The following is a 23,155-nucleotide window of genomic DNA, read 5'->3' as shown; positions in this document are numbered from 1 at the left end:
TCACCCCGCCGCTCAAACATTAATCAGACCCGAGGAGCCCGCCGGGGATCTGGTCCTCGCGCGGCTTGTCCACAGGTTTATCCCGTGGCGCGGTGGACAAATCCAACTGCCGCCCACGCCCCTCATGCCGGCCCCGCCTTGAACTTCAATTTGGTCTTGGTCGCTGGCACCTGGCGCCGGGTCGTTGCCAGGCGCCGCGACGCGGTGGCTTCGGCTTGCGCGCGCTCAGCCTGCCGCAGCGCCGCTTCCAGTTCGGCCCGCAGCCCGTCTTGTGCCGCCTGCCCTCGTCCGAGCGCCTGCTCGGCCGCCGCCAGTTGCCGGCTAAGCGTATCGCGCTCGGCCTCCAGTCGCACCCGCGCCTCGGCGCCAGCCACGGCCGCCTCCTGCGCCCGCGCTTGCACCATCGCCAGTTCGGTGCGCAGGTCCGCGAGCGCCTGCTCGCCCTTCTGCCGCAGCGTGCGCTCTTGGTCGATTTCGCGCAGCGCGCGGCGCTCCGTGGCGCTGGCGCGCTCCTGTGCCACCACCACCTGCTCGCGGGTGCGCTCCAGGTCGGCCGAGAACTGCGTATGCATCTCGCCCAGTTGCCGCTCCAGCGCCTCGATCTGACGCTTGCTCTCGTCGTGACGCGCCTGCGCTGCGGCGTGGGCCTGGCGCTCGGCCTCCAGTTCCCCTTGTAGCGCCGCGCGCGCGCGCTGGACGGCGTCGAGCTCGGCCTGCACTGCGGCTGTTTCCTGCTCGGCCACCACCACCGCGGCCCGCGCCTGGTCGCGCTGCGCTTCCGCCTCGCTCGCCTGACACCGCGCCTCCGCCCGCAAGGCGGCCAGCTCGGCGCTAGCGGCCTCGTTGGCGGCCTGCCAGATCGACTGCACGGCGTCGGCCGCGATCGCCTTGAGCGCATCCGGCAGCCCGGGCTGGTCAATGGTCACGCGCATCTTGCCGCGCAAATCCTGCCAGAACTGCGCCAGCACCTCGGTCGGCGTGCCCATGCTGCCCTTGCGCACCAGCCCGTAGAGCTTGTTGGCGGTGGGGGTGGTCCCATATCTAAAAAACAGCAGGGCGCAGACCTCGCGGTACAGCGCGCGAGTCTCGGGGAACTGCGCGCGCAGCGTGGCCACGTCGGCGGCGAGCTGGGCCTCTGGCGCGGCGTCGCCAGGCGTGGGCGGCGGGTGATCGAGTGGGCTGGCGGTCATGTTCTACGTGGAACGTTCGTGGAATTTGATTAAATATTACTACGTAATACGTTAATTTACTTATTAAAAATGCAAATCTTTAGACATAAGTAGGCTTCTGTCTATAATTGTGCCTACACTCACACCATGACGCCCGCCGCACTGATGGAACCCACCCCGCTCCCCCAACCTGCCTTCACTGCCCTGCCGGCCACCCCGATCGAGCGCCTGGCCCTGCCCGCCGCGCTCTCCGGGGCCGCTGGCAGTAACCGGGCCCGCGGCGGCACTCCGCAGATCTCGGCCGCTGACGATCTGGCTGCCGTCACCGCCTGGCTGGCACGCTATACCGATACCCCGGCCACCCTGCAGACCTATCGACGCGAGGTCGAGCGACTGCTGTTGTGGGCCGTCATGCAGGAGGGCAAGCCGCTGTCGTCGCTCACGCATGAGGACTTGCTGCTGTACGAGCGCTTCCTCACCAATCCGCAACCAGCCTGGCGCTGGGTCATGGCGTCGCGCAAGAAGCTCGCGCGCGGCGCGCCGGACTGGCGGCCGTTCGCTGGCCCGCTCTCCCCGGCCAGCGTGCGGCATGCGATGGTGATCCTCAATACGCTGTTCGCCTGGCTGGTGGACGCCGGCTACCTGGCCGGCAATCCGCTCTCGCTGGCACGCAGCCGGCGCGGCCAGTCCAAGCCCAGGGTCACGCGCTATCTGAGCCACGAGATGTGGCAGGTGGTCAAGGACACCATCGAGGCGATGCCGGGGACGATCGAAAGTGCCACCGAGCGCGACCGCCTGCACGCCGCGCGCTGCCGCTGGCTGCTGACGGTGCTGTATCTTGGCGGCCTGCGTGCGGCCGAAGTGGCCGAGACCCGGATGGGCGCGTTCTTTTGCCGGCGCAACCGGGAGGGCGTCGAGCGCTGGTGGCTGGAGGTGACCGGCAAGGGCAACAAGACGCGGCTGGTACCGGCCACCGACGAACTGATGGTGGAGCTGGCGCGCTATCGCAGCGCTCACGGCCTGTCGCCGATGCCATTGCCCGGTGAGGAGCGCCCGATCGTGCTGCCGATCATCGGCAAGGAAAAACCCTTGTCACGCGGCGCGCTGCATCTGGTGCTGAAGGAGGTCTTCGGGATGGCCGCCGCGCGCCTGCGCGCGCGCGGCCCCGAGTGGGACAGCCGGGCAGCGGTGCTGGCCAGCGCCTCGGCGCACTGGCTACGCCATACCGCGGGCTCGCATATGACCGACCAGCAGGTGGACCTGCGGTTCGTGAGGGACAATTTCGGGCATGCTTCCATCGCCACGACCAGCGCTTATCTGCATACGGAGGACGATGCGCGGCATGAGGCCACGCAGGAACGGCACCGGATCGGCTGGAAGCGCTAGGGTTCGCTACTCGTTTCCTGCTAGGCGCTCTGATTAAGGCGAGTGTATGGGGGCTGGAACTTGAATTCGCGTGACGCAGGCGGCAGACTACCCGCGTCCCCATCGGCCATCAGAGTCTTCGCTCTGCGTTCCACAATCATCCCATCGCCAGTGGCTGGCTGCAGTTCACCTCGTACGATGTGGACGCGCTCGGCGGCGTGCTCGCCCTGCTGGCGGCATACATCTCTGAACCTGAGCGACCGGAAATTACAGAAAACTACTCTCACCCTCGATCTCGACGCATCGATATCAACGCATCAAACGCAGCTTCAGCATCAACAAATCGTTACAAAGCACTCCCCGCCTCCTTGTCATCGCCGCCCGATTCCGCGGCGTTACCGGAATGCGCGGCCAATCCTGCCGTGCATCAACAACCAAGGGAGCTCACGGTGTTTACTCGCAAACTGATTGGAAGTGTGGCAATCGCCGTTCTGGCGGCAGGCATGGCTGGTGGCGCAATGGCAAACGATACCCAGTGGCAGAAGAATCACCCGCGTCGCGAGCAGGTCAACGGGCGTCTGGCCAACCAAAACGCTCGTATCCACCAAGAGGTCAAGGAAGGTGAGATGTCCCGCAGCCAGGCAGCCAAGCTGCACAGCGAAGATCACCAGATCCGCGCCGAAGAACGCACCATGGCAAGCCACGACGGCGGCCACATTACCCGTGCCGATCAGCGCGCTCTTAACCAGCAGGAAAACGCCGTGAGCAAGCAGATCGGCCGTTGATCGCTCGCTATGGATTCGCGTCCTTGTCTCACTGCTCGCCAGGCAAGAATCAGGACACACGGATCAGGAAGCAAGTCGACGACTCAGTCGTCGTAGCCCGCCGCCCGGAGGGCTTCTTTTATTCCGAAAGCACAGGGACCAAACACTGCGGTAGCGCGAGCGGCCGCGTGGGAATGCTGTGCAGGCGTTCTTCTCTAATCATTCGGATGTACGGGGCGCGTCAACGAACACACGTATCCGAACGGAATTGTCGCGATAAGGGTGCGTAGGCGGCCCGAAACTTGGCGGAATTGGTCGTGCTCATGCGGCCAGCGTGTGCGCGTGCAGTGCATCGTCACCAGCCCGCCCTACTGGGGCCTGCACGACTATGGCGTGGCGCGGCGCCAGCCCGGTTCCGCGCTGGGAGCCTTCTACCGACGACTGGCGGCGCGCGTCGGCAGGGCCACGGCGCGCAAGATCACCATCCTCTTCTACCGAGCCATGCGCTTTGGCATGCGGTACCAGGATCCAGGCGCCGACCAGTACGAGCTCAGGTACAAGGAACGCGTCATCAAGCAGCTCCATCGTCGTGCAGCGCACTTTGGCTGCAAGTTGCAGCCGGCGGAGGTTGGTGTTTCTTAGGAACTTGCAGCCTTGCTGGGCAATCCGATCGACGACGACACCGACAAGCCGTAGTGGCGGCTGTGCAAGAGCTCACTCCGGCCCTAGGCGCGAGCGCGGCACGGCTGCCCGGCAACGGGCCCACCTGCGTCGCATGGCCTTCATCGGTCCACTGCCACGGTCCACTGCCCAGCGGACCCGGCCACCGTTGGCTCTGGACGCACTGGAAAACCAGGTGCTGCTGGACACCCTTAACAGCGAGCGCTTCGCCGACACCGCGCCGGGGGCGATACACGCCACGTTGCTCGACGAGGGCCGCTACCTGGGTTCGGTGCGCGCCATGTACCGGTTGCTGGCGCCCACTGCCAGGCCTTCTTCGCCTGGTACAACACCGTGCATCGGCACTCGGGCATCGGATTCATGACACCGCACAGCGTTCATTACGGGCTCGCCCAGGAGTTGCGCCTCCCCGTCAGGCAGCACTCGACACAGCATTCCGGGCGTCCCCCAAAAAGGTTTAAAGGGCGTCGCCCTGAACCTCCGTGTCTGCCCACAGCAGTCTGGATCAACCCGCCGCCATCGGAGGCCATTACCCCGAACACACCACAGCCCGGCACAGTAAATTCATGAAGCCAGGTGACGCAAAGTCATCGACACGTTCCGCAACTTCCGCATGGGAATGCACACCAGTACCGTGCGATGGACTCGGTACAGGCGATGGGAGCGACACGGCAATCCAGCAGCGTGGAAGTGGTGATGGTGCGTGGCTTCACAGATCAATATCCCGCGGACCGTCCGGGCTGCTGGATCCTGGCCGGATTGCGCAGCCTTGCCTCGGCCACGCGGATCTTGTGCCAGACGGCAGTCGAACGATTCGCTCAGGTAAGTCCGGAAGCTGTCATCGCACGACACCACTTGCCTCTTGCGGCAGGAGTATGAACCTGCCCCGTTCGAGTTGGCACACTAGTTTGCGTGCGCCAGGCGTCAGACCACCACCGCGCTCCCATTCGCCATCAGCGTCTCCCCTCTGCGCTCCACGATCATCCCGTACGCCTGCGGCTGCCGGTGCACGTCGAAGTTGAACGTGGTGCGCTTGTAGACGTCGCAGAAATCCAAGTCGCAGCGGGCGATGGCGACCTCGTCGCCCTTGGTGATGCAACGGGCCAGCACTTCGCCGGAGGGCGCGATGATGCAGCTGCCGCCAATGCCGTCCACGCCCTCTTCCAGCCCCGCCTTGGCCACACCGACCACCCAGGTGCCGTTCTGGTAGGCGCCGGCCTGCATCGATAGCTGATTGTGGAAAAGCGAGAGGTCGTCGTGCTGCGGCGCAGGCGCATTGTGCACGGGCGTGTTGTAGCCGATCAGCACCATCTCCACGCCTTGCAGGCCCATCACCCGATAGGTTTCGGCCCAACGGCGGTCGTTGCAGATGGCCATGCCGATCTTGCCGCCAAAGGCTTCAGTCACACCAAAGTGGTTGCCGGGCGTGAAGTAGCGCTTTTCCAGATGCTGGAAGCGGCGCCACGGTTCGTGCTCGCGATGGCCGGGCAGGTGCACCTTACGGTATTTTCCGACGATCTCCCCTTGGCGGTTGACGAGGATGGAGGTGTTGTAGCGCACCGTCTTGCCTTGTTCGTTGGCGAGTTCGGCGTAGCCGAGGTAGAAGCCGACGCCAAGCTCGCGCGAAAGATCGAACAGCGGCTGCGTGGCGGCGCTGGGCATCTCGCGCTCGAAGAAGCCGTTGATCTCTTCGTCACTCTCCATGTACCAGCGCGGGAAGAAAGTGGTAAGCGCCAGCTCGGGGTAGACGATCAGGTGCGAGCCGCAGGCGTGGGCTTCGCGCATCAGGTCGCACAGGCGCCTGACCACTTGCTGGCGGCTGTCGGCGCGGGCGATGGGGCCAAGCTGGCCGATGGCGACATTCACAATACGGGACACGGGTAACTCCAGGATGCGTTCAGGGTAGCGGTTCAGGCTAGTGGCAAGGACTTGGCGTCGATCACGGCCGGTCAGCGAGTTTGAGCACCACCTGCAGCAGAATCTGCGCGCCGTCGATGAGGTCGTCCGGCTCGGTAAACTCGCGCACGTTGTGGCTCAGGCCTTTCACGCTGGGCACGAAGATCATGCCGGCGGGGCAGACGCGGGCAAGCATTTGCGCATCGTGACCGGCGCCGCTGGGCATGCGCATGTGGGTGAGGCCAAGCGCTGCGGTTTCCCGCTCGACCAGGTCGATGACCATGGGATCGAATGCCACCGGCTCGAAACGTGCCAGCCGGCGATGGCTAAGAGTTAGGGTTTCCGTCTCGCAGGTTTGCTGGGCGAAGGCAAGGACTTCCGTTTCGGCTTCGGCGAGCCGCCGTTCATCGGTATTACGCAGGTCTACGGTGAAGACGGCGCGGTTGGGGATGACGTTGATCAGGTTCGGCTCGAAACGCATGGCGCCCACGGTGGCGATCTGCCGGCCGCCGTAGCGCAGCGCCAGGTCGTGCACGAAATTGGCGACGCGCGCGGCGGCGTAGCCGGCGTCGTGCCGGAGCTCCATAGGCGTGGTACCGGCGTGGTTGGATACGCCGTCGATGGTGAATTCGGTCCAGGAGATTCCCTGCACCCCTTCCACCACGCCAACCTGCAAGCCCCGCAGATCCAGCACGGGGCCTTGCTCGATATGCAACTCCACGAAGCTGTCGACGCGCGGTTTGCCTACGGGCGCCTGGCCGTCATAGCCGATGCGCCGCAGCTCGGCGCCTACCGTGACGCCATCGATGCCGGTAGTGGCCAGTGCGTCTTCCAGTGGCATTCCGCCCACATAGACCAGCGAGCCCATCATGTCCGGATGAAAGCGCGCGCCCTCTTCATTGGTGAAAAAGGCGACGGCGATGGGGCGACGCGGACGCAGGCCAGCATCACGCAGCGTGGCGACCACTTCCAGGCCGGCCAGCACCCCGTAGTTGCCGTCGTAGCGGCCGCCGGTTCGCACGGTGTCGATGTGCGAGCCGATCATGACAGGGAGCAGGTCTTCGCTGCCGGGATACACGGCCACTCCGTTGCCGATGGCGTCGATGGTAACGGTCATGCCCAGCGCCTGCATGCGCGCCACTGCCCAGTCGCGGCCGAGTTTGTCGGCATCGGTCAGCGCCAGGCGGCACACTCCGCCCCCTTCGATGGCGCCGAGTTGCGCGAGATCGTCCAGGCTTTGCAGCAGGCGCTCGCCGCAAATGCGCGGCGCGGGGTCTGCCTTTGGTGCGCTCTGCTCGCTCATGCCGCGGCTCCGGCGCGCACTGCTTCCGCGCTGCGGCCAACCAGTTCGGCGTACAGCGCGGGATCCGTGTCGGCCTCGCTGCCGATAAACAGCAGCCGGCTCTGGCGGTTGAGCCCGAGCGCCGCGCAGGCCTGCGGGTCTTGCATGGCGGCGATGGCAGCGGCCAGCCCGGCCACGGCGGATTCGCCGGCCACGATCACGGGATCGTCGCCCTGCGGTTGGGCCAGCAGGCGCATGGCTTTTACCGCGGATGCGTCGTCGACCGTGCAAAATGCGTCGGCGCCTTCGGCAAGAATTTCCCAGGCGAGCAGCGAAACTTCGCCGCAAGCCAGGCCGGCCATCAGCGTATCCAGCTCGCCGGTGACGGCGGTGACCTTGCCAGCGCGCGCGCTTTGCATCAGGCAGTCCGCCTTGGCGGGTTCCACCACGGTGAAGACGGGGCGCTGCCTGTCCTTGCCATCCTCACGTTCCCAGAAGTAGCCGCAGACGGCGGCGGCAAAGCCACCCACGCCGGCCTGGATAAACACATGCGTGGGCCAGGCCGGCAGCGCATTGACGGCTTCGTCCACCATCAGCTGATAACCCTGCATGACATCGCGCGGCACGTCCATATAGCCGGTGTACGAGGTATCCGAGATCACGTACCAGCCATTAACCCGCGCATCGGCATCGGCCTGCTGCACGGCCTGGTCGTAGTTGCCCGTGGTGCGCACCACCTGGGCGCCGAAGCGTTCGATGGCGGTCTTGCGCCCTTCACTCACGGTGGCGTGGATATAGATCTCGCAGCGGCAGCCGAACAGCTGGGCGCCCCAGGCCACGGAGCGGCCGTGATTGCCGTCGGTGGCGCAGGTCACGGTGAGTTCGGCGCACATACTGCGCAGCGCCGGCGCACTCAGGTCAGCGATGCTTAGCGCGCGGCCGATCCGGGACCCGAGTTCGCGGCAAAGCAGGCGTCCCACGGCATACGCGCCGCCGAGCGCCTTGAAGCTGCCCAGCCCGAAGCGCGAGCCTTCGTCCTTGTAGTGGATCTGGCCGACGCCCAGCGCGGCCGCCAGGTTCGGCAGGGCTTTCAGCGGCGTGGGCTGGTAGCCCTCCCAGGCGGAGATCTCGCGGCGGGCGGCGGCCAGGGCCGGCTCGCTCAGGATGGCGGCGCGCTGTGCACCATAGGGTTCCGCGCGGCTCAGGGCTGGATTGGGGAGAAGATCGAGCGAGAGGTTTGGGAGCGTGGTCATGTGTGTGTGTATTGGTCCAGTCAGAATGCGTTATTGCGTGTATTGATGGCGGCGCTGCGTGCCGGTCGATCTCAGTGGCCGGTCTCCAGGTCCCCGAGCACGTCGTGCGCGCGCTCCACGCGGGCCATGCGTGCGCGCGAACGTTTGCGGGAGCGGCCTGCCATGGCGGTGGCCAGGTAGTTCACCAGGCTGACGGCGGCCACATAGGAATCGAAGACCTGGCCGCCGTGGTGCGAGCAGCGCAGCACGGCGTCGGCCTTGGCGGCCAGCTTGGAAACCGGGGCATCGCTGAGCAGGATAAGCTTGGCGCCGGCCTCCCGGGCCAGTGTCACCATGCCGTCCAGGCGCTTCGCACGGCGTCGGAAGTCCACCGCCAGCAGTACGTCCTTGCTGTCGATCTCGGCCACCAGCTCCGCATCCTTGCCCGCTTGCTCATTGAGCAGGTACACCTCGGAGCGAACCTGCGAGAGCAGCGCATTGGCATAGAAAGCCAGCATGAAGCTGTTGCGATAACCCACCACCCACACTCGGCGCGCGTTGGCGAGTTCGGTGAGCGTGGTCTCCAGCGCGCGCTCGCTGAGTAGTTCCGGCAGGCTGGCGAGCCGGCGGCGGTCGAGCTGCACGTGCGCCTCCAGGCCGGCCACGACCGATTGCGGCACGCCCCCCGAATCGGGCGGCAGCCCGTTGTGCTCCATCAGGTACAGCGGAGATTGCTCGGAGACCTGGTCCCGCAGCGATTGCCGGAAGGCGCTGAAGTCCGCATAGCCGAGGCGGCGGAAGAAGCGCGCCGCGCTCGCCTTGGAGACGCTCGCCAGCTCCGCCAGTTCGGTGGCCGAGTAGCTGAGCAGGTCTTTTTGCCGCATGAGCAGCACGTCGGCCAATTTCTTGTCTGCCGAAGAAAGTTCGCCGTAGCACTGGTGGATTTGCGCTTCCAGCGCGGGTTGAATGGCCATGTCGGGTCCGTGCCTCCGTTCAGCTTGCCCGCACCAACGTGGTCCGAGTCTGCACAACAATGAAACCACGATTTCATATTCTGGTGCATATGAAACCGTTGTTTCATTATTGGCTGCCTTTCATGCAAGGGCAATGCCAAGTCAGCGGCGCTGTCGGGGAGGCGTCCGCCAAGTGTTTGATTTCAAGGCAATGCGGCTCTTCGCATTCACCCGCGCGGCCTGCATCGCCAGCAGTGGCACACAACTTGCCTTTCAGTCCCTCGTGTTCCCCGACCGACTGATAAAGGTGTCTTTATGAAACGCAGACAGTTCACCGCCATCGCCAGCCTGATCGCAGGTGCCGCGCTCATCGCGATGGCACCCGCCAAAGCCGACGATTCCCTGAGCGCCGTGATGGGCAAGAAGTCGATCGCGATCGGCATCCCGACCGACTTCGCGCCGTATGGCTACATGGGCACGGACCTGAAGCCGCAGGGCCTGGACGCGGCCGTGGCGCAGATGATCGCCGACAAGCTCGGCGTCAAGGCCGATCTCGTCCCGGTGAGCACGCCGAACCGCATCCCTTACCTGCAGACCAGGAAGATCGACCTGATCGTCTCGGCGCTGGGCAAGAACGCCGAGCGCGCCAAGGTGATCGATTTCACGATTGCGTATGCACCCTTCTTCCAAGCGGTGTTTGGTCCGAAAGCAATGAGCATCAAGAGCTTTGCCGATCTTGGCGGCAAGACCATCGCGGTCACGCGAGGCACCATCCAGGACGATGTTCTGCAGCAAGTGGCGCCCCCCACGCTGAAGATCCAGCGCTTTGAGGACGACAACTCCACCGTGGCCGCCTTCGTGTCGCAGCAAACGCAACTGCTGGCCACCGGCGCCGCCGTGGCAGCCGCGGCGATTGCGAAGAACCCCAAGGTAGAGGCCGAGTACAAACTGCTGCTCAAGGATTCGCCCAATTTCATCGGTGTGCGCAAAGGCGAAACCGCGCTGCTGGCGAAGGTCAACGAGATCCTGCGCAAGGCAAAGGCGGATGGCACGCTCAACGGCTATGCGCAGCGCTGGCTCGGTCGCGGCATGGGCGATTTGCCGGACTGATTGCAAACGGGTAAGCGGGCATACGGGTAAGCGTGAAAACAGATTGGATCGTTTCCGGCCCCGTGCGCGGGCTCCATGTTGCTGGCGCACTGGCCTGCCTCGCAGGTCAGTCTCGCCGAAGACAAAAAACTCTCTAGCGGCACTGCATGATCTCCTTCGACTTTGCGCCGGTTCTCTCGCAGTGGCCCATGCTACTGCGCGGCCTGTTGCTGACGATTCTCCTGACAGCGTTCTCCGCGGCCTTCGGTGCGCTCGTGGGCATCGGCTGTGCCTGGGCGCGCATCCATGCAACGGCATGGCTGCGCGCACTGGTGGGCGGCTACGTAGAGGCAGTCCGCAATACGCCATACATCATCCAGCTGTTCTTTATCTTCTTCGGCCTGCCTTCGATTGGCGTGCGGATGCCAGCGGAAGTGGCGTGCGTGCTGTCGATGACGCTGAACCTCGGCGCCTATGCATGCGAGATCATCCGGGCCGGGCTGGAGTCCACGCCGCGCGGGCAGATCGAAGCCGCGCAGAGCCTGGCGCTCAACCGCTGGCAGATCTTTACGCGCGTGGTGCTGCCGCCATCGCTGTCGCGCGTGTGGCCCGCGCTGGTGAGCCAGGTCATCATCGTGATGCTGGGCTCGGCGGTCTGCAGCCAGATCTCCACCGAAGAGCTTTCTTATGCGGCCAATATGATCGCCAGCCGCACGTTCCGCAATTTTGAAGCCTATATCGTCGCCACCTGCGTCTACCTGGGCCTGGCCGTGGTGCTGCGCGAGATCCTGAACTGGGTTGGTCCGCGCTTCATCTTTGGCCGCTGAGACCGGGAGGCATATATCATGGTCGACTTTTCCCTGTGGGACATYYTTCGCAACCTGCTGCTGGCGCTGCGCTGGACMGTGGKGCTGTCGYTGATCGCCTTCGTCGGCGGAAGCGTCGTTGGCATGCTGCTGCTGGTCGCTCGCATTGCGCGCCTGCCGGGCGCCGTGCGCGGCGTGGCACTTTACGTGCAGCTGTTCCAGGGCATCCCGTTGCTGATGCAGTTGTTCCTGTTCTACTTCGGGCTGGCGTTGCTGGGTGTCGAGACCTCGGCGCTGTTCGCCGCGGCACTGTGCCTCACGCTATATGCCAGCGCCCATCTCACGGAGATCTGGCGCGGCTGCATCAACGCCATTCCAAAGGGCCAGTGGGAGGCCTCCGCCAGCCTGGCGATGAATCTGCGCGAGCAGCTGCAGCACGTGATCCTGCCGCAGGCCGCGCGCATCGCGGTGGCACCCACGGTGGGATTCCTGGTGCAAGTGATCAAGGGCACTGCACTGGCCTCGGTGATCGGCTTCGTGGAAGTCACCAAGGCTGGCCAGATGATTTCCAACGCCACCTTCCAGCCCTTCCTGGCTTACGGCTGCGTCGCGCTGCTGTACTTCGCCCTGTGTTTCCCGCTGTCGTTGTGGAGCCGCCGCCTTGAGCGTCGCTTGCAGCCCAAGCATTGAGCCCGTCATCCCATGTCCAAGCAAACCGAAACCACCAAGCCCTTTGCCCTCGTCGATATCCAGGGCCTGCGCAAGCGCTTTGGCGCCAACGAAGTGCTCAAGGGCATCGACCTGCAAATCGGGCGCCGCGAGGTCGTCTGCATCATCGGCCGCAGCGGCTCGGGCAAGAGCACCTTGCTCCGCTGCATCAACGGACTGGAAAGCTTCGATGAAGGGGCGCTCAGCGTGGATGGCCAGGCACTGCGCCATGGCGACGCCCGCGCCATGCGCGACCTGCGCCAGAACGTTGGCATGATCTTCCAGAATTTCAACCTGTTCCCGCACCTGAGCGCCGGGCAGAACGTGATGCTGGCGCCCACACTCGTGAAGGACACACCCAGGTCGGAGGCCCGCAAGCGTGCACAAGCACTGCTCGAGCGCGTGGGCCTTGGCGACAAGTTCCACAGCTTCCCCGACCAGCTATCCGGCGGACAACAGCAACGCGTGGCAATCGCCCGCGCGCTGGCCATGGACCCGGCCGTGCTGCTGTGCGATGAAGTCACCTCCGCACTCGATCCGGAGCTGGTCGGCGAAGTGCTGGGCGTGGTGGAAGGCCTTGCGGCGGAAGGCATGACCTTGGTCATGGTCACGCATGAGATGAACTTCGCCCGCAAGGTCAGCGACCGCGTGGTCTTCATGCATCACGGGAAGGTGCATGAGATGGGCTCGCCGGCGGAAATCTTCGGGGAGCCGAAGACGCCGGAACTGAAGCAGTTCCTTTCGGGGCTGCATGTTTGAGCCCCTGGCAAGCCGCGCCGGAATTTGGCGAGGCCAGTGGCTGGAGCCAACACCACAGGCCCGCGAACCTGATGGCGCTTAGCCCAGTGATAGACGCCCGGTGATGGCCCGGGCGTTCATTGATCAGGCTTGGCTTGCGGACCGTGCCGCCGTCGTTTAGCGGTTCGTTACGGGCACCGCGGCGTACGCTTCTTGGACTTGCTGGCGCAGATTCTCGGTGGTGTCGCCCTTGCCGTCCGGGCTCCAGCCCGAGGGCAGGGCCAGGTAGCCGATTGCGTCCCACAGGTTGCGTGCCGACGCGATGTCCCGTGCCAGGCTAACCCAGTGTTCGAACTGGTTGACGATCGGGTTGTGCGTCGTGGTCGGCGTGGTCATGCCGTAGACGCAGGGTTCGTCGGCGCGTTCTTCCACATAGGTGCCGAACAGGCGGTCGAAGATGACCAGCACGCCACCGAAGTTTGCATCCAGATAGTCGATGTTCGAGGCATGGTGCACGCGGTGAGCCGACGGGGTGTTGAACACGTATTCAAGCCAGCCGAGCTTCGGGATCCAGGTGGTGTGGAGCCAGAACTGGTACAGCAGGTTGAAGCTCAGGGCAGCCAGCACGACTTCCGGACGCACGCCGAGCCAGTCCAGCGGGGTGAAGAACACTGCGGTGCCGGTGAGCTTGCCGGTCCAGCCAAGGCGGTAGGCCGTGCCCAGCGTCAGTTCGTTCGGCGAGTGGTGAACCGCATGCGTTGCCCAGAAGAAGCGGATGCGGTGCGAAGCGCGGTGGTACCAGTAGTAGCAGAATTCCTGGCCGATGAAGAGCAGCAGCACCTGTTGCAGATCGTCATTTTGGCTAATGGCGACCTCAAATTCCGCAAATGTGGGTGCCAGCCAGGATAGATGAAGAGAAATCATTGCTAGCACCGGTATTTGCGTGGTGGGTACCGTGTCAGCTTACGTCTTCGTCTTCTTTCTGCCGATTTTTGCAAAGCAGCAATTAGGCATCGCCCCGGCGGATGCCAATCTCGCGACCTTCATGGGGACTGCGGTCATTTTGCTGATTTGCCCATTTGCAGGCTACCTCTCAGACTGCTATGGACGCAAAGCTGTACTCTTCCCAGGCATGCTTGGATACGGCATCGTCGCGTGGTTCTCCTTTCATCACTTGGTGGCCGCCCCATCGTTTCAGTCGCTGCTGGCAGTGCAGGTTGCCATGTCCTTTTTCATGAGCTTCATTTGGGCACCAATTCCCATCGTCTTGACGGAGGTGTGCCCGGTGGGGGGTGCGCTCAACCGGGGCGGCGTTCACATACAACGTGGCGGTGTTGCTCTTCGGCGGGCTGGCGCCATTCATCAATACCTGGCTGGTCAAGGTGACGGGCAGCAACACCGCGCCCCTCTACTATGTGCTGTTCAGTATCCTGGTTGGCGTCCTGAGCTTAATCTTGCTACCGCAGCCGGTTAGCCGGCGCTTGGCTCCACGCACGGCATCCCAGGTGTAGCCATATGTCCTCTTTGCGAACCGAGGGGGCTCCTCCCTGGGCGAGACCACGTGGTATTCGGATGAGGCATGCTGACCAACTCAGATTTGGAGGTTCTCCATGAACGCACTCGTCCAAGCCCTGGCAGGCCGCAGCGACAAACTGCTGACGGAGCTCGAAAGTATCTACAAGGACCTTCACCAGCATCCGGAGCTGTCAATGCAGGAGGTCCGAACAGCAAAGGTCGCGGCAGACTATATTGAGGCACTGGGCTACGAAGTGACGCGTGCAGTAGGCATCACAGGCGTCGTTGGGGTATTGCGCAACGGCGCGGGCCAGACGGTGATGCTCCGCGCAGATATGGACGCGCTGCCCATGGCCGAAAACACCGGTTTGCCTTACGCCAGTACGGTCAAGACCAAGGATGAAGATGGCGTCGAAGTCGACGTGGCCCATTCTTGCGGGCATGATATGCACGTGACTTGGCTGATGGGAGTTTCGCGCGTCCTTGCCGAGCACCGCAATGCCTGGAAGGGCACGGTCATGGTGGTATTTCAACCGGGCGAAGAGGTTGGTCGCGGTGCCAGCCGCATGGTTGACGACTGGGGCGCCGAACGCTTTCCCAAGCCGGACATTATTTTGGGCCAGCACGTCATGGTGGGGCCTAGCGGCACAGTCAGTTACCGCCCGGGGGTCATTATGTCGGCGGGAGATAGCCTGAAAATCAAGCTGTTCGGGCGCGGCTCGCATGGTTCGCAGCCACAGACTTCCATTGACCCGGTCATCATGGCCGCTTCCACGACGCTGCGCCTGCAGACCATCGTCTCGCGGGAAATTTCGCCGATGGATAATGCAGTGCTTACCATTGGTTCGCTGCAAGCGGGTACCAAAGAGAACATCATCCCCGACGAGGCAACCATCAAGCTGAATATGCGCACATTCGACGAAGACGTGCGCGAGTACATGCTGGCGTCCATCAAGCGAATCTGCTGCGCGGAGTGCGATGCGTCCAACGCCGAGCGACCGCCGGAGTTCACCACGCTCAGCCAATACCCGTTAACCGAAAACGATGCCGCTGCCACGCGTCAGGTGGCCGACGCTTTCCACGCCCAGTTTGGCGACAAGGCCTACGAAACGGCACCCGCCTCGGCCAGTGAAGATTTCAGCGTCTTCGGTCGGACTTGGAATGTGCCCTACGTCTTCTGGTTCATCGGAGGGACCGACCCTGGCGTCTATGCACAAGCCAAAGCGGCGAAGCAGGTGAATAAAATACCGAGTAATCATTCCCCAAAGTTTGCACCGGTTATTCATCCGACGCTGGAAACTGGCCTGCACGCTATGCTCACCGCCGCCTCGGCCTGGCTCTGCACTCCTTCACAGGCATGATGGAACATAACCTGTTCGTATTGGTTGACTTGCTGGGTACCTTCGCATTCGCGGTCAGCGGCGCTCTCGCCGCTGAGCAAAGGAGGCTTGACCTGTTTGGCGTCCTGGCCATCAGCCATCTGACCGCTTGCGGCGGTGGAGTGATTCGCGACCTGTGCCTTGGTGCTTTGCCGCCGGTCGGTATTTCGGATTGGCGATACCTCGCCACGTCAGCGTTAGCCGCAGGGATGGCAATTTGGGCGCGTCCAATCATTGAGCATCTCAAGCATCCTATTGTTTTCTTCGACTCGCTTGGGCTAGGCTTCTTCGCCGTCATTGGCGCGCACAAGGCACTCCAGTTCGGTCATAGCGTCGAGGTTGCCATCATTCTCGGTATGGTGACCGCTGTTGGCGGCGGCGTGGCGAGAGACGTGTTGCTCACCCGCGTTCCCATTATCCTCGAGAAGGAAATCTACGCCGTTGCAGCGCTGGTCGGGGCAGCCATCCAGGTGCTTGGACAACTCATGGAGTGGAGGCTCGCGGTCACGCCCTGGTTCGGGGCCGCTATTTGTTTCGCCATCCGCCTCTTGGCGCTGCGCTATACGTGGAGCCTTCCAGTGGTCCGGAGAAGTGACGTAGCGCAATAGGGTCCGCCTTGTAAGTCCTCTTTCAGTAGCCCGAGGACTTGCAGGACACCGTCGTCATATTCCACCTCCAGATGGTCGAGGGCGAGCCCGGCAGGCAAGGCTGGCGAAACGGTGTACCGCGTGATGGCACTGCCGCTGGCGATGGGGCGGTTGGGTACGATGGGCTGACCAGTCTCGCAGACAGCCAAGGTCATGGTATAGCTGAGACCGGCCGGCGGTTAGGGGGCGTCGCCGCCGTCGGATGCGCATCCGGACAACAGTCCAATCCAGAGCCAGGACAGGAGGAAAAGCCAACGGCGGGCGAAAGAATACATGTGACGAAATCCCCGGAAACTTTCAACGTCGACCTGCGAGGTTGGCGCGGCCTCGGCTGTCGTGCGCCCAACCGAGGCCATCTTGTGGCCGGTTCCCCGGCTCAGTGACCGCTCGCGCCTACCCCTTCCGACACATCCCTTGCACAACGAACGACCAGTTCGCCGGATCGGTCGGCTTGCTATTCACCTCGGCGTAGTAGGCCATGCTATTTTCGTCGAGCGGCATGAACACCTGCGTGCGCAGGCCCGTGATCGTGTTGGGCGGAACCGCCGGCACGATCCATTCCGCGTACATGGTGCCTGGGATGGTGGTCGGGGATGAGAAGCCCAGCAGGTTGTTGGCTTCGTTCAGCGCCAGCGAGGCAACCTGCCCGGTCCCGGCACTGGTGACCGCACCCGCGCCGGAGATGGTCAGCGTCTCCTCCTGCATCGAGCCATCCAGCGCGGCACGGATGCCGATGCCCGTGACAGCGGCATATGACACGCCAGGCTGCCGGCAGACCCATTGCCCGGCTACCTGACTCGCCGTCAGCGTCTGGGCGGGCCGGAAGACGCCCGTTCCCGTGACGCGGTTGCCGCCGGTATCGAGTTGAAGGTGGTCGAGGTACAGCGAGGTCACGCCGTTCGTCCTCAGTGGGAACACCTGTCCCCAGACCTTCCCCCCCAACGTCAGCGTGTAGGCGCCCGGGTAGCGCGTCTGGTCCGCCAGCGCGAGTGTGCCGGCAAGGCCCATATTGCAGGTGTCGCTGTACGGGCCAGCCTGGCACATTCGCACGGTGCCATCGGCGCCCACGCGCATCTGTCCGCCCATGTTGTACTGCACCTGGAGGTTTCCGGACCTCGTGTAGTACGTGGATTGCCCGCGCAGGAACGTGTAGGTGCCGGCCACCTCGGCGGCCGGCACCGGCGTGCTGGCACTGCTTGCTGTGACCTGCCCCGACAGCTTGCCGTCGCCGAGCTGTTTCGGCAGGCCGGAGATCTCGCCCGTCAGTGTAGTGCCCGACACCGTGAACGACGCGGTCACCGAGCCCAGCAGCGCGGTTACGAATGCCGGCGGCGGCTCGGCATTGTCAGCCTCGAGCGCGCTGACCGTGTAGACGCTGCCGTTCTTGACGTAGTGGCCGATCACCGCACCGGCCAGGCCGAACGCCGAATCGGAGAAGCGGATCCGCACCTGGCCCGCGACTGGGGCATCGAGCGTCACGGCAAGCGTGTCGCCAAAGCTGATCACGCCCAGGTACGTCACGGCCTGTGGCATCGCCGGCGTCTCCGGATTGCCCGGGGTTACGGGGGTTTCCGGCGTGGATGGCGTCACCGCACCGCCGTTACCGCCACCACTGCCCGTGCCGTTCCCCGAGTCGTTTCCTCCATCCCCGCCGCACGCGCCCAGTACAACGCTGACCGCCAGGGCCGCCCATGCCTTCGCCAAGTGTTCCAGTTTCATCTGCGACCCTTTCCCCGTCCGTTAGTCTGCTGACTCGTCGACCCTGTTGTTTTGGTGCATGCCCGCGCGCGCCGTCTTTGCATACGGTCCCGTGCGTGCAACAATCCGGCTGGATCATAGCCCTGGGTTTCCGGGCTGTATGTCCCCAAATCGTGCGACATCGCGTCATTTCCCATGATCGCGGGGGCATAGCGGCAGCACGGGCCGTTGCATGTCGTGTCTCGACCCGTTTGTTTCGCATACGATCTCCCGTGCCCACTGAATCCTTCCCGCCGCTCGCCTCGCCCATCCGCGTCGCCCTGATCGAGGACGATCCCCGGTTCAGCGCGGCATTCCTCGAAGCGCTGTCCAGCGCCCCCGATATGCGCACCGCGGGCGTCGCCACGACGTTGCAAAACGGGCTGGCGTTGCTGCAATCCGCCCCGCCAGCCGACATCCTCGTGGTCGATCTGGGCCTGCCTGACGGCTCCGGGATCGATGCCATCCGCGCGGCACGCGTGGCTTGGCCGCGTTGCGATGTGATGGTGGCCACGGTCTTCGGCGACGAAAGCCACGTCATGCAGTCGATCGCCGCGGGCGCTACCGGCTATCTGCTCAAGGACAGCTCGGCGGCGCATATCGTGCGCGAGCTGCGATCGCTGCATCAGGGCGGCAGCCCGATCAGCCCGGTGATCGCCCGGCAAGTGCTGTCCCGCCTGCAGACGCCGCCAGCCGACATGCCGGTGCAAGCGCCCCAGGCACCGGCGGGCCCGAAGCCTTCTGCSCTATCCCCGCGCGAATAYGARGTCCTGAACGASATCACRCGSGGCTTCTCGCAYGACGARATTGCGCAACGGATCGGCGTATCGAGACATACGCTGCTGACCTATGTGCGACGCATCTACGTCAAACTGGACGTCCATTCGAAGGTCGAGGCCATCAACGTGGCCCGGCAACACGGGCTGCTGCGCGATGACTGACCGCATGGGCACGCCGGCATGGCAACGGTGGTTCCCCTTCTTCCTGGCACTGCTGCTTGCTGGGTCGCTGTCCGGCGCTCTGGCGCAGGCCCTGCCTTGGCACATCACCTCGGCGCAGCTACGAATCACACCCGACGGCTCGCTCGACCGGCTTCCATCGCAGCTCGCGCTGCCCGCCGCCGGCGAAGGCTGGCAGGACACGCCGTTGCCGATGGTGGTGCCGCGTCACCTCGCACCCGATCAGGTCGGGGCAGGTCACATTGAAACAATCTGGGTGAGACTGGCGCTTCCGGTGGCCTCGGCCGCTGCCGGTGAGCCCCTTTATCTCTACGCGCCGCGCTGGCAGACCGTGGGACGTCTCACCGTGTATGCCGACGGCGAGCAGGTCTGGCAGTCTCGCGGCGGCCCGGTTTGGAACGGCTACAACTACCCCCTGTGGATCGCGCTCGGGCAGGCGCCACGCGACATCGTCATCCGTATCGATGTGATGGGTCCGGTCGGCGCTGCCCTGTCGTCCGTGCGGATTGGCACGGACGACGACCTGTTCTGGCGCTACGCAGCACGCAGCTTCCTCCAGACGCAGTTTCCCTATCTGTCCAGCGGCGGCCTGCTCGCGGTGGGCATCTTCTCATTGCTGGTCTGGCTCCGGCGCCGCGAGGAAACGCGCTACCTGCTGTGCTTCCTGGCCGCAGGGGCCTATTTCCTGCACACGCTCCAGTATCTGGTCGGCCAGGACCCCTTGCCGATTCCGGAGGCCTGGTTCAGCTGGCTGGCGTTCAACAGTATCGCGTGGCTGATCATGGCCTGCTACCTGTTCATCTTCCGGTATCTTGGCCTGCGCTACCGGCGCCTGGAGGCAGCGCTGTACGCCTCGGTCGTGTTCCTGGCCACCAGCACGCTACCGTTGTCGTGGCTTACGCATGTGGTGTTCCTATACCCGCTGTCCCAACTGCTGCTGGTGGCGCTGAATCTCGTGGTGTCGATTGCCGCGTTGCGGGCCGCCTGGCGGGCCAGGTCGCGCGAGGCGATGACCTTCTCGGTATGGAATGCGATGAGCACGCCGATCGCCGTGCATGACGTGCTGCTGCAGAACTACCGCATCGATATCGAGGGTATCTACCTGCTGTCCTATCTGGGGTGCGTGCAGCTGCTGCTGTTCATGTATCTGATGTATCGCCGCTATATCAGCGCGCTTGATGAGGTCGCGCAGGCTAACGCCAACTTGTCGCTGCGTCTGGCGCAGCGGGAAGCGGAACTGCTGGAAAGCCATCGGCAGCTGCGCGACGTGGAACGCCGCGAGACTCTGACGCGCGAGCGACAGCGGCTGCTGCAGGACATGCACGACGGTCTCGGTTCATCGTTGATCAGCGCCTTGCACATGGTCGAGAGAGACCCATCCGGCACGGCGCGCGCCGACGATATCGCCCAGGTGCTGCGTGAATGCATCGACGACCTCAAGCTGACGATTGACTCGCTGGAGCCGGTATCGACGGATCTGTTGCTGCTGCTGGCCACGCTGCGCTACCGGCTCGGGCCGCGGCTTGAGGCCGCGGGCGTCTCGCTCACGTGGGAAGTCAGTGACATCCCGCCGCTGCCATGGCTCGGCGCCCAGAGCGCCCTGCACATCCTGCGCATCCTGCAGGAAGTCCTCACAAACGTGCTCAAGCACAGCCGCGCAACTGCAGTCCGCGTGCAGACCAGCCGCGACGACCATTCGGTAACGGTGCGTGTGCACGACAACGGCACGCCGTTCGGCCTCACCGGGCTGCCACTGGAACACGGTGGCAGAGGGCTCGCCAACGTGCAGCGCCGCGCGGCAGCCCTCGATGCGGCGGTGTCCTGGGAGCCGGACGCAATGGGCACGTGGTTCACGTTGTGCCTGCCCATCGCGCCCGTAGCCGCTTCGCTGGATGCCGCCTAGTGGCGCTTGGTAATGTCTTGTCAACGGCGGGCTCGCCTGTCTTCAGGTGGGTGAAATGGCGGGTGAAACCCGTCCACCCGTCGACCTCTATCGGCAGTTCGGTAATCTTGACGCGCGGCAGCATCAGCGACGTCTGTTCGATCAGCGTTTGTGCCTCCATCGGGACGGCGGCATCGAGCGGCGATATCTTCAGGCCGGACTGGGTGACGATCGCCTCCGGTAGCTTGTTCGCCGCGGCCAACCGATTGGCAGTTGCCAGCTTCATTTCCATCAGATGGCGTCGCTCGTTCAAGTAACGGTCGCAATCGGTGAAAATGGGTAGCGGCAACAGATGACTCTGCCTGAGCGCGACGAACTTCCCCTCGAGGCATGACCCGCGAGACACTTATAGATTCGGCAAAGGGGTGTTGCCGTTCAAGGCAGGAATCCTCGAAAACACGTCAGCCATAAAATCCATGAACACGATAGCCCGCGTGGGAAGCAGTCTGTTGGCCACATAAACCATCTGCACCGGGACGGGCGGAGCCCCATGGTCCGTCAGAATGAACTGCAATCGACCGCTGTTCAGCCCGCCCTCAAACAGCCACGCAGGTCCATGTGCCACGCCCAAGCCTGCCGTGACCGCGGCACTCACGGCGTCGGGCGAGTTGACTCTAAGCCTGCCGGAAACCGGGATGTCCGCGTCCCGGAATCGCCAGGTCGCCCCGGACGACAGCAGGGTGTAGATGATGCAATCGTGGTCGCGCAGGTCATCTGGGGTCTGCGGAACTCCGCGTTTGGCCAGGTAGTCCTTACTGGCAACGAAGACTCGGTCGTACCATCCAAGACGCCGGGCGCGCAAGGTACTGTCCTCCAGGTGTCCGATGCGAATGGCGAGTTCGGTCCCTTCATTGACCAAGTCCACGTATCGATCATTGAGTTGAAGATCCAAGATCAATTGGGGGTAGCGCTCCAAAAAGGTCGGCACATGCGGCAACACAAACGCGTGTGCGAGAGCCGTAGGACAGGCTACGCGCAAGAGCCCCGATGGCTCGACGTTGTTCCTGAAGGATGATTCGGATTCATCCACCGCATCCAGGATGCCCCGGATGTGCGCATAGTAGCGTTCGCCCTCCGGCGTCAAAGATAGCTTTCGCGTAGACCGATGGAGCAAGCGCGTCTGCAAGTGATCCTCCAGAGCCGCCACATAGCGGCTGACATTGGGTTGCCCCAGCCCTAGATCGCGCCCTGCCGCCGAAAAGCTCCCGGTTTCTACGGCACGCGCGAAGCACGTCATCAAAAGGAATCGATCCACGCCTTCACCTCAATTCATGCTGATTTTGCATGAATTATATACGAATAGACAATCTTATCGATTTTTCTGCATGAGCGCATATTTCTCCTTGTCGACCGCGGTGGTCGTCATTCACCGGAGAATTCAAATGTCGCGCTTGCAAGGTAAACGTACCCTCATCACTGGCGGCACCAGTGGCATCGGGCTGGAAACGGCAAAGCAGTTTCTGGCGGAAGGCGCCCGCGTGATCGTTACTGGTGTCAATCCCGATACGATTGCAAAGGCACAAGCCGAACTGGGCCCAGAAGTTCTGGTGCTGCGCGCTGACTCGGCCAGCGTTGGAGCACAAAAAGAACTTGCACAAGCCATCAAGGACCACTACGGGCAATTGGACGTTGCCTTCCTCAATGCCGGCGTATCCGTCTGGCTGCCTATCGAAGAGTGGACGGAGGAGATGTTCGACCGTTCTTTCGACATCAACGTCAAAGGTCCCTACTTCCTGATGCAGGCACTGCTCCCGGTCTTCGCAAATCCTGCGTCAGTCGTACTGACCACCTCCGTGAGCGCGCATGCCGGCGCGGACCGCTCGTCCGTGTATGCCGCCACGAAGTCCGCATTCCTGAACATGTCGAAGACGCTTTCGACTGAATTGCTGGGCCGCGGCATCCGTGTCAACGCAGTGAGCCCCGGACCGGTCGAGACTCCGTTGTACGACAAGCTCGGGATTCCGGACGCGTATCGCGAGCAGCTCAACAAAGAGATTGCGGCAAGCATTCCGCTTGGGCGCTTCGGTACGTCCGACGAGGTGGCCAAAGCCGTGCTGTATCTGGCTTCCGACGAGTCGCGCTGGACGGTCGGCTCTGAAATCGTCGTTGACGGCGGCCGCTTGCTGAATGGTTAAGCGCGTAGCCGTAACGGCCCGACGAGTACCGTCTTCCGCAATTGAGGCGGTGTAGGCAAGCTCTGGTGTCTTCGCGGGCTGCATAGGCGTCCGCTTAATTTAGGCGGACACCTATGAAGCCACTGCCCGGCCCCATTTCGGAGGGGCGCATCCAGCGA

General features: G+C 63.7%; 21 protein-coding genes and 3 pseudogenes. 15 read left to right on the top strand and 9 right to left on the bottom strand.

The genetic code is table 11. The features are described 5' to 3' along the window. Positions 1-122 precede the first annotated feature (122 nt). Positions 123-1,190, bottom strand: coding sequence for a DNA-binding protein (locus AC1DQR_RS38050; RefSeq protein WP_477134931.1), 1,068 nt, complete (start codon positions 1,188-1,190; stop codon positions 123-125). A 144-nt stretch (positions 1,191-1,334) separates the two neighbouring features. Here AC1DQR_RS38050 and AC1DQR_RS38045 point away from each other — a divergent pair, with 144 nt between their 5' ends. From AC1DQR_RS38045 to AC1DQR_RS38025, 5 genes and pseudogenes are all read left to right on the top strand, one after another. Continuing rightward, positions 1,335-2,555 (top strand): tyrosine-type recombinase/integrase, encoded by a 1,221-nt coding sequence (locus AC1DQR_RS38045; protein WP_477134932.1) that lies wholly within the window; start codon positions 1,335-1,337, stop codon positions 2,553-2,555. Between the two features lie 482 nt (positions 2,556-3,037). Beyond that, positions 3,038-3,319 carry a hypothetical protein gene (locus tag AC1DQR_RS38040; protein WP_416047272.1) on the top strand — a complete coding sequence of 94 codons (282 nt, stop codon included), beginning with the start codon at positions 3,038-3,040 and terminating at the stop codon, positions 3,317-3,319. A gap of 321 nt (positions 3,320-3,640) precedes the next feature. Further along, the gene (locus tag AC1DQR_RS38035) at positions 3,641-3,940 is read left to right on the top strand and encodes a hypothetical protein (RefSeq protein WP_477134930.1); all 300 of its coding nucleotides are present in this window, start codon (positions 3,641-3,643) and stop codon (positions 3,938-3,940) included. A 187-nt stretch (positions 3,941-4,127) separates the two neighbouring features. Beyond that, a complete protein-coding gene (locus AC1DQR_RS38030; protein WP_416047208.1) occupies positions 4,128-4,343 on the top strand; it encodes a hypothetical protein in 216 nt (71 codons plus the stop codon). Continuing rightward, positions 4,301-4,549: pseudogene (locus tag AC1DQR_RS38025) on the top strand (IS3 family transposase); the annotation flags it as partial. The gene AC1DQR_RS38030 and the pseudogene AC1DQR_RS38025, both read left to right, overlap by 43 nt. 354 nt (positions 4,550-4,903) lie before the next feature. Here AC1DQR_RS38025 and AC1DQR_RS38020 read toward each other — a convergent pair. The 4 genes from AC1DQR_RS38020 to AC1DQR_RS38005 form a co-directional block, all read right to left on the bottom strand. After that, positions 4,904-5,857, bottom strand: coding sequence for an N-carbamoyl-D-amino-acid hydrolase (locus tag AC1DQR_RS38020; protein ID WP_477134929.1), 954 nt, complete (start codon positions 5,855-5,857; stop codon positions 4,904-4,906). A 61-nt stretch (positions 5,858-5,918) separates the two neighbouring features. Next, the gene (locus tag AC1DQR_RS38015; protein WP_477134928.1) at positions 5,919-7,178 is read right to left on the bottom strand and encodes a Zn-dependent hydrolase; all 1,260 of its coding nucleotides are present in this window, start codon (positions 7,176-7,178) and stop codon (positions 5,919-5,921) included. Next, on the bottom strand, positions 7,175-8,410 hold the full coding sequence (locus tag AC1DQR_RS38010; RefSeq protein ID WP_416047211.1) for a diaminopropionate ammonia-lyase: 1,236 nt from the start codon (positions 8,408-8,410) through the stop codon (positions 7,175-7,177). Before AC1DQR_RS38010 ends, AC1DQR_RS38015 begins: the two co-directional genes overlap by 4 nt. A 71-nt stretch (positions 8,411-8,481) precedes the next feature. Next, positions 8,482-9,363 (bottom strand): MurR/RpiR family transcriptional regulator, encoded by an 882-nt coding sequence (locus AC1DQR_RS38005; RefSeq protein ID WP_416047212.1) that lies wholly within the window; start codon positions 9,361-9,363, stop codon positions 8,482-8,484. Between the two features lie 294 nt (positions 9,364-9,657). Here AC1DQR_RS38005 and AC1DQR_RS38000 point away from each other — a divergent pair, with 294 nt between their 5' ends. The 4 genes from AC1DQR_RS38000 (at position 9,658) to AC1DQR_RS37985 (ending at position 12,704) form a co-directional block, all read left to right on the top strand. After that, entirely contained in the window at positions 9,658-10,452 is a 795-nt protein-coding gene (locus AC1DQR_RS38000; RefSeq protein ID WP_477134927.1) for a transporter substrate-binding domain-containing protein, read from the top strand. Positions 10,453-10,598: 146 nt separating this feature from the next. Further along, positions 10,599-11,258, top strand: a complete 660-nt coding sequence (locus AC1DQR_RS37995) for an amino acid ABC transporter permease (protein WP_416047214.1) — start codon at positions 10,599-10,601, stop codon at positions 11,256-11,258. A gap of 18 nt (positions 11,259-11,276) precedes the next feature. Then, the gene (locus tag AC1DQR_RS37990) at positions 11,277-11,927 is read left to right on the top strand and encodes an amino acid ABC transporter permease (protein WP_477134926.1); all 651 of its coding nucleotides are present in this window, start codon (positions 11,277-11,279) and stop codon (positions 11,925-11,927) included. Positions 11,928-11,939: 12 nt separating this feature from the next. Next, positions 11,940-12,704, top strand: coding sequence for an amino acid ABC transporter ATP-binding protein (locus AC1DQR_RS37985; protein ID WP_477134925.1), 765 nt, complete (start codon positions 11,940-11,942; stop codon positions 12,702-12,704). A 156-nt stretch (positions 12,705-12,860) separates the two neighbouring features. Here AC1DQR_RS37985 and AC1DQR_RS37980 read toward each other — a convergent pair. Beyond that, a pseudogene (locus AC1DQR_RS37980) lies at positions 12,861-13,604 on the bottom strand (sterol desaturase family protein); the annotation flags it as partial. A gap of 34 nt (positions 13,605-13,638) precedes the next feature. Here AC1DQR_RS37980 and AC1DQR_RS37975 point away from each other — a divergent pair. The 3 genes from AC1DQR_RS37975 (at position 13,639) to AC1DQR_RS37965 (ending at position 16,185) form a co-directional block, all read left to right on the top strand. Next, complete coding sequence (locus AC1DQR_RS37975; RefSeq protein WP_416047217.1) at positions 13,639-14,157, top strand: MFS transporter; 519 nt, start codon at positions 13,639-13,641, stop codon at positions 14,155-14,157. A 136-nt stretch (positions 14,158-14,293) separates the two neighbouring features. Beyond that, positions 14,294-15,559: a M20 family metallopeptidase gene (locus AC1DQR_RS37970; RefSeq protein WP_477134924.1), complete on the top strand. Its 1,266-nt coding sequence runs from the start codon at positions 14,294-14,296 to the stop codon at positions 15,557-15,559. Then, positions 15,556-16,185 carry a trimeric intracellular cation channel family protein gene (locus AC1DQR_RS37965; RefSeq protein WP_416047219.1) on the top strand — a complete coding sequence of 210 codons (630 nt, stop codon included), beginning with the start codon at positions 15,556-15,558 and terminating at the stop codon, positions 16,183-16,185. Before AC1DQR_RS37970 ends, AC1DQR_RS37965 begins: the two co-directional genes overlap by 4 nt. 432 nt (positions 16,186-16,617) lie before the next feature. Here the strand turns inward: AC1DQR_RS37965 and AC1DQR_RS37960 are convergent, their stop codons facing one another. Beyond that, positions 16,618-17,943, bottom strand: coding sequence for a hypothetical protein (locus tag AC1DQR_RS37960; RefSeq protein WP_416047220.1), 1,326 nt, complete (start codon positions 17,941-17,943; stop codon positions 16,618-16,620). 251 nt (positions 17,944-18,194) lie between these two features. Between AC1DQR_RS37960 and AC1DQR_RS37955 the strand changes: the two genes are divergently transcribed. Beyond that, positions 18,195-18,902: a response regulator gene (locus tag AC1DQR_RS37955; protein ID WP_477134923.1), complete on the top strand. Its 708-nt coding sequence runs from the start codon at positions 18,195-18,197 to the stop codon at positions 18,900-18,902. Beyond that, entirely contained in the window at positions 18,895-20,823 is a 1,929-nt protein-coding gene (locus tag AC1DQR_RS37950) for a sensor histidine kinase (RefSeq protein WP_477134922.1), read from the top strand. Before AC1DQR_RS37955 ends, AC1DQR_RS37950 begins: the two co-directional genes overlap by 8 nt. Before the next feature lie 10 nt (positions 20,824-20,833). Here the strand turns inward: AC1DQR_RS37950 and AC1DQR_RS37945 are convergent. Both AC1DQR_RS37945 and AC1DQR_RS37940 read right to left on the bottom strand, forming a co-directional pair. Continuing rightward, positions 20,834-21,181: pseudogene (locus tag AC1DQR_RS37945) on the bottom strand (Tn3 family transposase); the annotation flags it as partial. 27 nt (positions 21,182-21,208) lie between these two features. Continuing rightward, on the bottom strand, positions 21,209-22,117 hold the full coding sequence (locus AC1DQR_RS37940; RefSeq protein WP_416047223.1) for a LysR family transcriptional regulator: 909 nt from the start codon (positions 22,115-22,117) through the stop codon (positions 21,209-21,211). A gap of 127 nt (positions 22,118-22,244) precedes the next feature. Here AC1DQR_RS37940 and AC1DQR_RS37935 point away from each other — a divergent pair, with 127 nt between their 5' ends. Further along, positions 22,245-22,997, top strand: a complete 753-nt coding sequence (locus AC1DQR_RS37935) for an SDR family oxidoreductase (protein ID WP_416047273.1) — start codon at positions 22,245-22,247, stop codon at positions 22,995-22,997. Positions 22,998-23,155 lie beyond the last annotated feature (158 nt).

The sequence above is a fragment of the Cupriavidus sp. 05L411 genome (assembly GCF_056398045.1).
The sequence above is the reverse complement of the archived record's forward strand: the minus strand, read 5'-3'. Positions and strand labels throughout refer to the sequence as shown.